We start from the raw sequence: 14,020 nt of genomic DNA, 5'->3' as shown, positions 1-14,020 counted from the left end.
CCCTGGGGAACCAAATGTAAAAGGCCCGGCAGGTATTGCCGGGCCTTTCTGTTTCAAAGTGCTGCTTTGAACAATTGCGTCAGGTTTTCTTTCGTCAACTCGATCGGGTTGCCCCCGCAAGAGGGATCAATGATCGCGCCTTCAACCAGCTCGGGGATCGAAGCTTCGGTGACGCCCAGATCAGAAAGGGTGCGCGGGATGCCGAGGCTGTCGTTGAATTCCTGCACAAAAGCGCGGAAGCCGTCAAAGCCACCATCAATGCCCAGATAAGCCGCTGCCTGTTGGAACCTGTCCGCGATGGCGGGGGCGTTGAACTCCAACACAGCGGGCATACAAACCGCGTTGGTGGTTCCGTGGTGGGTATTGAACACCGCACCAATCGGGTGGCTCATTGCGTGGATCGCGCCCAACCCTTTTTGGAAGGCCGTCGCGCCCATGGCTGCTGCGCTCATCAATTGGGCGCGGGCTTCAATATCGGTGCCGTCGGCATAGGCGCGCGGCAGGTAATCCTTCACCAGCCGCATCCCTTCCAAAGCAATGCCCTGACTCATCGGGTGATAATGCGGGCTGGAGAAGGCTTCAACGCAGTGCGCAAATGCATCCAAACCGGTACCTGCAGTGATGAATTTGGGCATTCCCACGGTAAGTTCGGGGTCGCAGATCACCACGGTTGGCAGCACCTTTGGGTGGAAGATGATCTTCTTGGCATGGGTTTCTGAATTGGTGATGACGCTGGCACGTCCCACTTCCGACCCCGTACCGGCCGTAGTTGGCACCGCGATGATCGGCGCAATCACATCCGCATCGGCGCGCGTCCACCAGTCACCGATATCCTCAAAATCCCAAACAGGGCGCGTCTGGCCGGCCATGAAAGCAACCATCTTTCCCAGATCCAGCCCCGAACCTCCGCCAAAGGCGATCACCCCGTCATGCCCTCCCGCAGTATATGCGGCGACGCCCGCTTCAAGGTTCTTCTCGTTCGGGTTGGGGTCCACATCACTGAACAGTCCGCGGCCCAAACCGGCAGCGTCCATGATATCCAGCGTTGCCGAAGTAATCGGCAGATCTGCCAAGCCCTTGTCTGTAACCAGAAGGGGTTTTTTCATTCCTGCCGCAGCACAGGCTTCGGGCAGTTCCTTGATACGCCCTGCGCCGAATTTGATTGCGGTCGGATAGGACCAGTTTCCAACAAGTGACATGTCAGGTTTCCTTTAGTATTCGAGGTCTGCTCGGGGGAGGGGGTCAAACCCGAGCAGACCATCGTCCTTAGACCGTGACCTTTTTCAGGTGGTAGGATTTGGGACGGGTGAGATTGTGATAGCCAATAACCGACAGACCGCCGCCGCGCCCGGTGTTCTTGCAGCCGGTCCAGCAAAGACCGGGGTCCAGATAATCCGCACGGTTCATGAACACCGTGCCGGTTTCGATCTGGTCGCCAACTCGCGTTGCGCGATCTACATCACGGGTCCAGAGGCTGGCGGTCAGGCCAAATTCACTGTCATTCATCAGCGCGATTGCTTCGTCATCAGACGAGACCTTCATGATGCCCACAACCGGTCCAAAGCTCTCATCCCGCATCACGCGCATGTCGTGGGTCACATTGGTCAATATTTGAGGGGTCAGATAAGCGCCGCCATCATCCTCAGGGAAGGCTTCGATATGCGCAACCGCGCCTGCCTCAATGGCCTCGGCAATTTGTGCCCGCACTTCATCGGCGAAACGCGCGTTGGCCATAGGTCCGATGGTGGTCTCAGCGTCCAGCGGGTTACCCAGCTTGTATCCCTTCACGATCTCCACCGCCTTGGCGACAAAATCGTCATAAAGGCTTTCGTGCACGTAAATGCGCTCGATCCCACAGCAGCACTGGCCCGAATTGAACATCGCGCCATCAATCAACGTATCGACAGCGGCATCCACATCGGCATCCTCCATGACATAGCCCGGGTCCTTGCCGCCCAGCTCGGTCCCGACGCCGGTAAATGTTCCAGCCGCTGCGCGTTCCATCGCCTGTCCACCGCCGACCGAGCCGGTGAAGTTCACAAAGTCAAACGCATTGCCCGCAATAAGGTCATGGGTGACGTCATGGCTCAGGAATACGTTCTGGAATACCTCTTCAGGGACGCCTGCTGCATGAAAGGTTTGCGCCATCCGCTCGCCAACCAATAGGGTCTGGGTGGCATGTTTCAGGACCACAGTGTTTCCCGCAATCAATGCCGGGGCGACTGTGTTGATCGCCGTCATATACGGATAGTTCCAGGGTGCCACCACAAACACCACCCCATGCGGAATGCGTTTGATGTAACGCTTGAATGTCTCGTCTTCCCCCACCGCGATGTCTGCCAGAGATGCCTCGGCAATCTCCGCCATGTGGCTCGCGCGTTCATTGAAGCCACCAAACTCACCGCCATAACGTACGGGACGGCCCATCATACGGGCCAGTTCTGGCACGATTTCGTCATTCATCGCACCCACGGCCGTTACGCCAGCCATGACTAGATCAATCCGTTCCTGCAAGGGCCGCGCTGCCCAGGCCGCTTGCGCGCCCCGCGCCTGACTCGCTACCCCAAACGCCTCGTCCCGAGACAACACCTCTCGTTCCGCAAAAACCGATCCATCAATCGGTGAGACACATTTCAACATCTGCCCCATGTTCACTCCATGTAGTAAATAAGCAGGATCCCTGCTTCATCTGGCCAAAAATACCTCGGGGGTCTGGGGGCAGAGCCCCCAGCCAGAACCCTACGCTCGCTCAAACCCGCGGGCGACTTCCCAGTCTGTGACCACGCGCTCGAACTCCTCGATCTCAACTTCCGCTGCACGCGAGTAGTGATCGACGACCTCGTCTCCCATCGCCTCCCGCAACATGGCCGAGCTGTGCAGAGCATCCCGCGCCGCGCGCAAGTTGCCCGGGATCATACCCGTATCACCCTGATAAACGTCTCCTGTGGTAGGCGGTTGCAGATCCAATCCCTCTTCAATCCCTGCGATGCCAGCGGCCAGCATCCCGGCCAATGCCAGATAAGGGTTCATGTCTGAACCCGGAATTCGGCACTCTATCCGAACGGCCTTGGTGCCGTCGCCGCACAACCGGAATCCGGCGGTGCGATTGTCGACCGACCAGATGATCCGCGTCGGCGCAAAGGTTCCCTTCATGAATCGTTTGTAGCTGTTGATGTAGGGGGCCATGAAATAGGTATAATCGGCGGCGTATTTCAGCAGACCCGCCATATAGCTTTTCATCAGATCCGACATGCCCAGCTCATCATTCGCATCAAAGAAAGCCGGCTTTCCATCAGCCCAAAGTGACTGATGCACATGGCTGGAGCTGCCCACCTTGTCATGATGCCATTTCGGCAGGAACGTTGCCGCATGCCCGTGCTGCCAGGCGATCTCTTTCACGCCATTCTTGGCGATCGAATGATACTCGGCCGTGTCCATCGCAGGCGCGTATTTTATATTCAGTTCTTCCTGCCCGGTCTCAGCCTCGCCCTTCGAGTTTTCGACCGGTATTCCCGCGTCCCACAGGTGATTGCGGATCGGGCGCATAACGTGTTCTTCCTTGGTCGTTTGAAGAATGTGATAGTCTTCATTGTAGCCCGAGATCGGTTCCAGATTGCGGAAGCCTTCCTTACGAATTTCATCAAAGCTCTTCTCGAACAGGAAAAACTCCAACTCGGTTGCGCACATGGCATCAAAACCCATGGCCTTCAGTCGCGCGACCTGCTTTTTCAGGATCGAACGCGGTGCGTGCGGCACTTCTTCGTGGGTGTGATGATCCAGCACATCGCACATCACCATGACCGTACCCTCAAGCCACGGAACCGGGCGCAGCGTGCTCAGATCGGGTTTCATGACATAATCACCATACCCCCGTTCCCAACTGGTCGAGGCATACCCGTCGGGTGTCGCCATCTCCAGATCGGTGGCCAGTAGGTAGTTGCAGCAATGTGTTTCTTCCCATGCGCCGGCGACGAAATGGCCTGCGTGAAAGCGCTTGCCCATCAAGCGGCCCTGCATGTCCACCAGGCAAACAAGAACAGTATCAATCTCGCCGTTGGCCACTCGTGATGTCAGGGTTTCAAAGGTCAAATTAGCGGTCATGGAGCAAACCTCATGCTTCTCAAAGGGGGCACTGGACGGCAATGCCCCCCGATTTTGATGTTAATCGAAAGTGTAAGGGGCACCGGCCTGGTTGATAACCGAGTTATACTCCCGGAATATGCCGACTATCTTCTGGTGAACTTCACCTTCCTGTGCGACCTCGTCCCAGAATTCGATGGCTGCGTTTTCGACTTCTTTCCATTCGGCGGCCGGAACCTGGCGCAGCTGCAGCTTGTCGCCATTCGCGCGCAAGGCCGCTTCACCACCCCAGTACCACTGGTTGCGATACGTGTGGCCCGCTTCGATACCCGCCATAACCACAGATTTCAGATGGTCCGGCAGTTCTGCCCAGCGTTCCTGGTTGGCGAACCACGATCCGATCCACGCGCCTGAAATGTTGTTGGTCAGGAAGTAATCTGTCACATCCGCCCAACCCACAGTGTAGTCCTCGGTAATACCGGACCATGCCATGCCGTCCAGTTCCCCGGTTTGTACCGCGACCTCGGCGTCTTCGTAAGGAATGTTTACCGGCACCACACCGAACTTGGCCAGGAAACGACCCGCGGTCGGGAAGGTGTAGAGTTTGAGACCATCCAGATCGGAAAGCGTTTTGATTTCCTTTTTGGTGTTAAAGTTGCACGGGTCCTGACCCGCAGCCGACAACCATGCCACGCCGACTTTTTCGTATTCCGAACGCCAGATATCGGCCAGACCGTACTGATTGAACAGCACAGGCACATCCAGAATGTGTTTGGTTGCAAACGGGAAATAACCACCGAACTGACGCAGGGGGGTCGGTGACGCCATCGAATCGTCATCCGAGTGTACCCCGTCAATCGTGCCGCGCTGCAGAGCCTGAAACAGTTCGCCTGTTGGGACGATCTGGTCGGCGTAGAACAGCTCGATCTCAAGCTCACCATTGGCGTTTGCGTTTATGTAGTCGATTGCGGGTTTGGTTACATGCTCTCCCAACGCGCCGCCGGCATAGGTCTGGAAGCGCCACTTGATGGCTGATTGCGCTTTGACAATTGCCGGGCTCGCCAACGTGGCAGCACCTGCCAAACCGGCGGAACTTAGAAATCTGCGTCTTGTTGTCATTGTCTTTCTCCTCTGTTTGATCTTGCAGAATTTCGCCCCTTTCCGGGGTCTTGTGACTTATTTTCCGTAAACATAATTCGGTAGCCAAAGCGCAATTTCCGGGAAGATTATGATGGTGGCCAAGGCGCAGACCATCACCAGAACAAAAGGAATGATGGAGCTGTAGATATCGCGCAGTGAAATCTCCGGAGGGGCCATCGCACGCATCAGAAAGAGGTTGTAGCCGAACGGCGGCGTCATGTACGCGATCTGCGTCGTGATGGTATAAAGAACGCCATACCAGATCAGATCGAAGCCCAGTGCCCCCACCAGCGGAACGTATAGTGGGGCGACAATGACGAGCATGGCAGTATCATCCAGGAATGTTCCCATCAGGATAAAGCTGAGTTGCATCAGGATTAGTATCATCCAAGGGGACAGGCCCAGTTTCTCGGTGAAAAGACTTTCAATAGCTTTGACCGCACCCAGCCCGTCGAAAACAGCGCCAAACGCCAGAGCCGCCAGAATGATCCACATGAACATACAGGAAATGCCCAATGTATGCCGAATGGAGTTTTCAAAGACCCTACGCGTCAGCCGACCTTTCAACGCCGCCGCTGCCATAGCCGTGATGGCTCCAATGGCGGAAGATTCCACCAGCGAGGTCCAGCCGTTCACAAACGGAACCATCATTACGGCGAAAATACCCAAAGGTAACAGACCAGACTGCAACAGGCGCAGCTTCTCCGGAAACGGAATGTCGCGCTCTTCGGCGGGTAGAACCGGACCGAGCGAAGGTGTTATGCGGCAACGGATGACAATATAGATGATGAACATCGCTGCCATCATCAGGCCCGGAAGCACGCCAGCGAGCCACAACTGGCCAACAGGTTGCCGCGCGATCATCGCGTACAGAACCAAAACCACTGACGGTGGTACAAGAATTCCCAAGGATGATCCGGCCTGTATGACACCCGTCACCATACGTTTGTCATAGTTCCGACGCAGAAGTTCCGGTAAGGCAATGGTCGCACCGATCGCCATTCCGGCTACGGACAGTCCGTTCATCGCCGAAATCAGCACCATTAGCCCGATGGTGCCAACGGCCAGCCCGCCTGACAAGCCACCCATCCAGACATGGAACATCTTGTACAAATCATCGGCGATCCGACTTTCGGACAAAATGTATCCCATGAAGATGAACATGGGCAGTGTCAGCAACGGATACCATTTCATGACCTTGATTGCGGCTGCAAACCCAAGGTCATAGCCACCCCGATCCCCCCACAGGAAGAGAGCCGAGACCACGGCGACAAAGCCGATTGCACCGAACACTCTCTGCCCGGTCAGCATCATCAGCATCATTGATGCAAACATCAGCAAGGCGATCATTTCGTAGGACATCAGATTACCTCACGCGGGATGTCGTCGCCACGCAGGCGCAAGATGTCCTTGAACAATTCAGATACGGCTTGCAGCAACATCAGGAAGATGCCGATAACCATGATCATCTTGACCGGCCACAAGTAAGGCCTCCAAATCGTCGCGCTGCGCTCGCCGCCATATTGGAACGAGTACATCAGACTGTCCCAACCACCCCACAGCAGAACGATAAGGTAGACGATCAGAAACAGGACAGTAAACGCATCGGTCCAGGCCTTGCGGCGATGAGACCATTCACCATACAGCAAGTCCATTCGTACATTCGACCCCATCTGAATCGAATACGGACCACCAAGCATGTAGTAGGCCACCATTGCGAACTGGGCCATTTCCAGTGTCCAGAGTGATGGCAGAAAGAAAGTTTTCGAGATCGAAGACCAGAGCAGAATGCCCATCATGACGAAAATGCCATACATGATCACGCGCCCGACCCAGCGGTTCGTGCGGTCGATTACCGCCACATATCCCCGCATAAACTTCATCTCGATACCTCTGTTTTCATAATTTGGCCTCCGTGCGCGAAAACGCCGTGATGACCGATTGCAGGACTGGCGTTAGCAAACCTGCCATGAGGTTCACACCTTTTGGAGTGTCGATCAGGTCGTTCCGCACTTCGATCATGACATTTGGAAGACCGCGTTTGATCGCATGTTCCCGCAAGGTGTGCGTGACGCCATCGGTGGCCGAATAAGGTTGGTTAAGCGCAACGCTCAGCCCTGATCCTTGCGCCTGTTGCAGCATGATCTGGGCTGCCCGATCATCTTCATCATGTAAAATGCCCAGCTCCACCGTCCTTTTTTGTCCCTTGTAGACTGGCGTGAAGCTGTGGATCGTGATGACAACCGGTCGTTCATGTCTTGCGTCCAGTGTTGAAGACAACAGCTGTCGGAACGGTTCGTACACCTCGTGAAGCCGTTGGGCGCGCTGGGCCGCGGTCAGGTTTATATTGCCGGGGACTGAGAACACTTCGCTGAGGCACGGCATGGAATCTTCGCGTTCCGGTGGGCGATTGCAGTCATAGACAAGGCGACTGACGCGCGAATACACCAACGGTGCATCCAGCGCCCCCATCAGCTCAATCGATAGCTCCATCGCACCGATATCCCATGCGACATGCGACCGGGCCGCATCGTCATCCAGACCCAAATTCTGCAAAGCCGCAGGTATGAAGCGACTGGCATGTTCGCACACCAACACTGCAGGCGCGCGGCCCCGTGCATTCAGCACACGGGCTGCCGGGGCTTCGGCAGATTGCAGCAGGGATGACTCGGTTTCTTGTCGCATAGGTAGCATTTGTTACAGCAACTTCGTACCTGTCAAGAAAATTACTGTAGACAAAACTACAGGCAGGAATATTCTGTAACAAATTTAAAAATCGAGGGTGTCGATGGCCGCCGTTGTAAAGCTGGTCAAACAGCGGATTCAGGACGAATTGGACGATTTGACCCGATCAGAACGTCAGTTGGCGTCTGTCCTATTGCAGGACTATCCGATGGCAGGGCTGCAATCGATCACCAAGCTGGCGGCTGCGGCTCAGGTCTCGACGCCAACTGTTATTCGCATGGCCCGCAAGCTTGGGTTCGATGGGTTTCCGGACCTGCAGGATGCCCTGCGCGAAGAAGTGGCAGCGCAGATCAAGAAACCGATCTCGAAACGAGATGCCTGGGTTGTCGATGACGATGCCGAACACCCGACAACGCGCTTTGCGCAGGCCGTCTGGACAAACATGCGCCACACGCTGGAGCGTCTGGACAAAGAGATGTTCGACACCGTCGCCCAGCTATTGGCTGAAACGGACCGGCATCTTTATGTGGTGGGTGGCCGCATCACCCGATCCAACGCGGATTATCTGTTCAATCACATGCAGATCATCCGGCCCAACGTAACTATGCTGGGCAATTCAGCGAATGTCTGGCCGCAATACCTTTTGGACATGGATGCGTCCTCGGTCCTGGTGATCTTCGACATTCGGCGATACGAAGCGCATTTGGAGAAACTTGCGCAAGTTGCTTCAAGCCGGGGCGTAACGGTTGTTTTGTTTACGGACCAGTGGGGTTCACCAATCGGTAAGACCGCCAACTACACATTCCACGCCTTGGTCGAGGCTCCCTCGAGCTGGGATTCGACGATAGCACTGCAACTGATTTCCGAGACTCTGATTGCCGAAGTACAGGAAGCACGGTGGGAGGAAAGCAAAGAGCGGATCGAAGAACTGGAGCAGTTTTTTTCTTCGACACGAATATTCCGCAACCAGGATTGAAGGGGCGAATACGACGGGGCGCTGTGGTTCTAAAACTGAGGCGCAAAATTTGCGACTTCCTGCTTGACGCGCCCGGGTGCATGACTTAACCAACGCAAACCATTTGCGGGTATAGCTTAATGGTAAAGCCCCTGCCTTCCAAGCAGGCTATGTCGGTTCGATTCCGTCTACCCGCTCCAAGATCCCAACCTTTTCTGCGTCAAATGGCCCTTTCGGGGTGCTGATCCTTGTTGTCATGCTTGACCAAAAGGGCGGCTGAGGCCAAGAAAGCGGTCACTTCCTAGAGTTCAATCCATAAGGGCCCGACATGGCAAGACAAACCGCCAGTAAACCAGCGCCAGCCGCTGCACCCGGTGCCAGTGAAGAGCGGGCCCGCTCAAAGAAAATTGGGGTGCTGGCCTCGCTCTGGCCATTCATGAAGCCCTATAAGTTTTTGATGATTGGCGCGACATTGGCGTTGATTCTGACCGCAAGCATGACGCTGACTCTGCCACTGGCGGTTCGGCGCGTGATCGACAACTTTCGCATCCAGGACGGCGAGCTGCTGGATTGGTATTTTCTGGCCGCGTTGGGCATTGCCGCTGTTTTGGCCGTGGGCACCGGCATCCGATACGCGCTGGTCACGCGCTTGGGCGAACGCGTTGTCGCCGATATTCGCAAGGCCGTGTTCGATCGCGTGATCGCGATGAGCCCGGAATTCTATGAACGCATCATGACGGGTGAGGTGCTCAGCCGGATCACAACGGACACGACCCTGATTCAGTCGGTTCTTGGGTCCTCGGTGTCGATCGCGTTGCGTAACATGTTGATGTTTTTCGGCGGGCTGGTGCTGATGCTGCTGACCTCGGCCAAATTGACGGGTTTGGTTCTGTTATTGATCCCGATTGTCATTGTTCCGATATTGGTTTTGGGTCGCCGTCTGCGTGTGATCAGCCGCGAGAATCAGGATTGGATTGCAGCCTCGTCCGGAAACGCAGGTGAAGCTCTGGGCGCTGTTCAGACGGTGCAGGCCTTTACCCACGAACAGGAAAGCCGCAAGCAATTCGGAGAGATGACCGAAACCTCGTATGTGGTCTCGCTGCGCCGCATTCAAACCCGTGCGGTACTGACGGTAATTGTGATCTTTCTGGTCTTTTCGGGCATCGTCGGCGTCTTGTGGATGGGTGCAAATGATGTGCGCAACGGCGTGATGACCGAAGGCGTGCTGGTGCAGTTCGTGATCTATTCGGTCATTATGGCCGGCTCGGTCGCGGCCCTGTCCGAAATCTGGAGCGAACTTCAACGCGCTGCCGGGGCAACAGAGCGTCTGGTCGAACTTCTCAATGCGCAAGACACCGTGACCGATCCTGCCAAGCCCATGATCCTGCCCAAGGATGTTCAAGGTGAAATCCGCTTCGAAGATGTCAGCTTCTGTTATCCGTCGCGTCCCGACACCGTTGCGCTGGATCATCTTTCGCTTCAGGTCAATCCGGGTGAAACGGTTGCCTTTGTCGGACCTTCCGGCGCGGGCAAGACGACAGTCATTCAGTTGATCCAGCGGTTCTATGACCCCAATTCGGGCCGGGTCACGTTGGATGGCCACGACCTGAGAGAACTGGATCGGGCAGATTTCCGTACGCATATGGCTCTGGTTCCTCAGGACCCTGTGATCTTTGCTGCCTCGGCCCGTGAAAACATCCGCTTCGGGCGTCTAGATGCAACCGATGCCGAAGTTGAAGCCGCGGCCCGTGCCGCTGCCGCGCATGACTTTATCGCTGCCTTGCCGGAAGGGTATGACAGCTTTGTTGGCGAACGCGGCGTGATGCTGTCAGGCGGTCAGAAGCAGCGTATCGCCATTGCGCGGGCCATTCTGCGCGACGCGCCGGTTCTGTTGCTGGACGAGGCAACTTCGGCTCTGGATGCGGAAAGCGAACGCGCGGTACAGGGCGCGGTGGACCAGATGCGGGCCGGACGCACAACCCTGATCGTTGCACACCGCTTGGCAACTGTGAAGAAAGCCGACCGCATTGTTGTGCTGGAAGAAGGCCGTATCGTGGCGCAAGGCAGCCATGACGATCTGGTTTCTCAGGACGGGCTCTATGCGCGTCTGGCCCGGTTGCAATTCACCGACGGTGTCGCCGCGGAATAAGGGTGACGCACGGGCATTTCCCTTTCCGCCGTAGCGTCATTCTACATTTTACTCACTGTCACAGCTAAGCCCTCGCTTGCGCGGGCTCGTTTTTGATCCCATCTTGGAGGCGAACAACAAGCCTGCGCAAAATGCGGGAGAAAATAACGGGAGGAACCACATGGCCTTTGTGGGATTGGAAGACAAAACGCGCATGGAACAGGAAATGCCGTGGGAGGATCGGGATCTGCCCGTCACCTTCCATCAGCTCTTGTCGCGCACGGCAGAGAAGTTTCCCAACCACAATGCCATCAGTTTTCAACTGTTGTCGGGACCAACCGACAAAGCCGAGACCCTGACCTGGTCACAATTGCAGGACAAGGTTAATCAGGCTGCGAACCTCTTCCGTTCACTGGGTGTGGGCGAAAAAGATGTGGTGGCCTATGTGCTGCCCAACTGTAACGAGACGCTGATCACCATGATGGGCGGCGCGGTAGCCGGGATCGTGAACCCAATCAATCCGCTGCTTGAGCCGGAACAGATTGCGGCCATCCTGCGCGAGACCGGCGCCAAGGTTGTGGTGACGCTGAAGTCTTTCCCAAAAACGGATGTGGCCCAGAAAGTGGAGGAAGCGGTCCGCCACGCGCCCAAGGTCAGCACCATTCTGGAAATCGACCTGAACCGCTATCTGACACCGCCCAAGTCCTGGTTGGTACCTTTCCTGCGCCCCAAGATGGGTGACAGGGAAAAACTCGCCCATGCGAATTACAAGAACTTTAATAAAGAGTTGGTCAAACAGCCGACGACGCTGACATTTGAAGACAGCAAGGAAGACCGTGTCGCGTGCTATTTCCATACGGGCGGCACGACCGGCATGCCAAAAGTGGCGCAACACAAGTATTCTGGTCTCGTCTATAACGGCTGGCTGGGACATACGCTGCTGTTTGACGAAAACGACGTCATCATGTGCCCGTTGCCCATGTTCCACGTCTTTGCTGTCCACGTGATTATGATGGCGGCCGTGTCCTCGGGCGCGCATGTGATCTTCCCCACACCAGCCGGGTATCGCGGAGACGGCGTTTTCGACAACTTCTGGAAGCTGATCGAACGCTGGAAGGTGTCTTTCATTATCACTGTACCCACTGCCATCTCGGCCAAAATGCAGCGCCCGGTTGATGCCGATATCTCAAGCGTGAAGACAGCTTTCTCTGGCTCGGCCCCGCTGCCGGTTGAGTTGTTCCGTCGCTTTGAAGAAGCCACGGGTGTGAAGATCGTCGAAGGCTATGGCCTGACCGAGGCCACGTGCCTGGTGTCGTGTAACCCTGTGGATGGTGAAAAAAAGATCGGATCGATCGGTATTCCGTTCCCCTATACGGATGTGAAAATCCTGCAAAGCGGGCCGGAGGGACCGGTCGAATGCGATACCGATCAAATCGGAGAAATCTGTATCTCGAACCCGGGTGTCTATGCGGGCAACACCTATACCGAGGCCGATAAGAACGTAGATCTCTATTATTATGACAAATACCTGCGTACGGGTGATTTGGGACGGTTTGACGAAGACGGATACCTTTGGATCACAGGCCGCGCCAAGGATCTGATCATTCGCGGTGGCCATAACATTGACCCAGCCGAAATCGAAGAAGCGCTATTGGGCCATGACGCAGTCGCGTTTGCCGGCGCTATTGGCCAGCCCGACGCGCATTCCGGTGAAGTGCCATGTGCGTTTGTCGAACTGGTCGAAGGCGCCTCGGTCACGGAAAAAGAGCTGATGGATTACTGCAAGGTTCATGTGCATGAACGTGCGGCGCAGCCCAAGCATATGACCATTCTGGACGAATTGCCCAAAACTGCGGTTGGTAAGGTCTTTAAGCCCGATCTGCGTAAACAGGCTATCACACGTATCTATAATGGTGCGCTTGAGACAGCTGAGGTATCGGCGCGTGTTGTTTCGGTGATCGATGATAAAAAGCGTGGCCTTGTCGCGCAGCTTGACGCGAATGGATCTTCGGAAGACGATGTCTCGAAAGTGCTGGGCGCATATACCCAGCCGTGGGAGTGGTCTGAGTAAGCCGGAGGGACAATGGATTATGAACGCCTGATTGACGAGGAAACCTGGGCGTTCATACGTCGCACGGCTGAAAGCTATCCTGATGATGCGGTTGATCTTTCAATCGAAGATCAGCGCCGCGTCTATGACACCATGTGTCAGGATTTCCGCCAACCGCGACCTGTCGGGGTGGAAACACAGGATCTGACAGCCGATGGAGTTCCTGTCCGCATCTACACCGCTGGTCAGCCCACCCGATCCGTCGTTTATTTCCATGGCGGTGGATTTGTGTTGGGTGGGCTGGACAGCCACGATGACGTCTGCGCTGAACTTTGCGCGCAAACAGGGTATCGTGTGGTCGCAGTTGACTACAGGCTGTGCCCTGAACATGTGCACCCCGCGCAGTTCGATGATTGTTGGACAGCAGTGATCTGGGCAGCGCGTGAATATGGTGACCCGTTGATCTTGGCGGGTGACAGTGCCGGAGGAAACCTTGCCGCTGCGGTGTCCCATCACGCGCGGGGCCGATTGGACGGCATTTTGGGCCAAGTGCTGATTTTTCCCCTGCTTGGTGGGGACCGAACCAATGGCTCCTACCTGGAACACGCCCACGCCCCGTTGCTGACTTTGGACGATATAAAGTTCTATGAATCCGTCCGATACGCCGGGGATCAGCCCGAAGGTGACCCAACCTATTTACCTTTGCAGGACAGTGATTTTTCGAACCTGCCGCCCACAGTAGTGGTGACTGCAGATTGCGATCCGATACGGGATGATGGGCCGAACTACTGCGAGAAGATAGCGGCGACAGGAGGTAAGGCCCATTGGATCAATGAGCCCGGCCTGGTTCATGGCTATTTGCGCGCTCGTACCTCGGTGAAACGCGCAGCAGAAAGCTTTGAGCGTATCTCGGTCGCTATCGAAGCGCTGGGGCAGGGGATCTGGTCTTACTACTAAGTCCTTTACCGCCTAAAAAGCGGAT

At 55.9% G+C, this 14,020-nt stretch carries 11 protein-coding genes and 1 tRNA gene; 5 read left to right on the top strand and 7 right to left on the bottom strand.

The window, feature by feature from the left end; translation table 11 throughout:
• Positions 1-53: 53 nt before the first annotated feature.
• The 7 genes from GOV85_RS04980 to GOV85_RS04950 form a co-directional block, all read right to left on the bottom strand.
• Positions 54-1,199: an iron-containing alcohol dehydrogenase gene (locus GOV85_RS04980; protein WP_171175600.1), complete on the bottom strand. Its 1,146-nt coding sequence runs from the start codon at positions 1,197-1,199 to the stop codon at positions 54-56.
• Positions 1,200-1,266: 67 nt separating this feature from the next.
• Positions 1,267-2,649 (bottom strand): aldehyde dehydrogenase family protein, encoded by a 1,383-nt coding sequence (locus GOV85_RS04975; protein WP_171175598.1) that lies wholly within the window; start codon positions 2,647-2,649, stop codon positions 1,267-1,269.
• Positions 2,650-2,739: 90 nt separating this feature from the next.
• The gene (locus GOV85_RS04970) at positions 2,740-4,101 is read right to left on the bottom strand and encodes a glutamine synthetase family protein (RefSeq protein WP_171175597.1); all 1,362 of its coding nucleotides are present in this window, start codon (positions 4,099-4,101) and stop codon (positions 2,740-2,742) included.
• A gap of 60 nt (positions 4,102-4,161) precedes the next feature.
• Entirely contained in the window at positions 4,162-5,199 is a 1,038-nt protein-coding gene (locus GOV85_RS04965) for a TRAP transporter substrate-binding protein (protein ID WP_171175595.1), read from the bottom strand.
• A 57-nt stretch (positions 5,200-5,256) separates the two neighbouring features.
• Entirely contained in the window at positions 5,257-6,582 is a 1,326-nt protein-coding gene (locus GOV85_RS04960) for a TRAP transporter large permease subunit (RefSeq protein WP_171175593.1), read from the bottom strand.
• Positions 6,582-7,103, bottom strand: coding sequence for a TRAP transporter small permease subunit (locus GOV85_RS04955; protein WP_171175590.1), 522 nt, complete (start codon positions 7,101-7,103; stop codon positions 6,582-6,584). Before GOV85_RS04955 ends, GOV85_RS04960 begins: the two co-directional genes overlap by 1 nt.
• A gap of 16 nt (positions 7,104-7,119) precedes the next feature.
• Positions 7,120-7,905 (bottom strand): N-formylglutamate amidohydrolase, encoded by a 786-nt coding sequence (locus tag GOV85_RS04950; protein ID WP_245223221.1) that lies wholly within the window; start codon positions 7,903-7,905, stop codon positions 7,120-7,122.
• Positions 7,906-8,008: 103 nt separating this feature from the next.
• Here GOV85_RS04950 and GOV85_RS04945 point away from each other — a divergent pair, with 103 nt between their 5' ends.
• From GOV85_RS04945 to GOV85_RS04925, 5 genes are all read left to right on the top strand, one after another.
• Complete coding sequence (locus GOV85_RS04945; RefSeq protein WP_171175586.1) at positions 8,009-8,881, top strand: MurR/RpiR family transcriptional regulator; 873 nt, start codon at positions 8,009-8,011, stop codon at positions 8,879-8,881.
• A gap of 105 nt (positions 8,882-8,986) precedes the next feature.
• Positions 8,987-9,060: transfer RNA gene (locus GOV85_RS04940), tRNA-Gly, on the top strand.
• Between the two features lie 128 nt (positions 9,061-9,188).
• Positions 9,189-11,009, top strand: a complete 1,821-nt coding sequence (locus GOV85_RS04935; protein WP_171175584.1) for an ABC transporter transmembrane domain-containing protein — start codon at positions 9,189-9,191, stop codon at positions 11,007-11,009.
• A gap of 160 nt (positions 11,010-11,169) precedes the next feature.
• Positions 11,170-13,059, top strand: a complete 1,890-nt coding sequence (locus GOV85_RS04930) for an acyl-CoA synthetase (protein WP_171175576.1) — start codon at positions 11,170-11,172, stop codon at positions 13,057-13,059.
• 12 nt (positions 13,060-13,071) lie between these two features.
• Positions 13,072-13,995 (top strand): alpha/beta hydrolase, encoded by a 924-nt coding sequence (locus tag GOV85_RS04925; RefSeq protein ID WP_171175574.1) that lies wholly within the window; start codon positions 13,072-13,074, stop codon positions 13,993-13,995.
• The last annotated feature ends 25 nt before the right edge of the window (positions 13,996-14,020 follow it).

This window comes from Ruegeria sp. HKCCA4633, assembly GCF_013034605.1.
GTDB lineage: Bacteria > Pseudomonadota > Alphaproteobacteria > Rhodobacterales > Rhodobacteraceae > Ruegeria.
The sequence above is the reverse complement of the archived record's forward strand: the minus strand, read 5'-3'. Positions and strand labels throughout refer to the sequence as shown.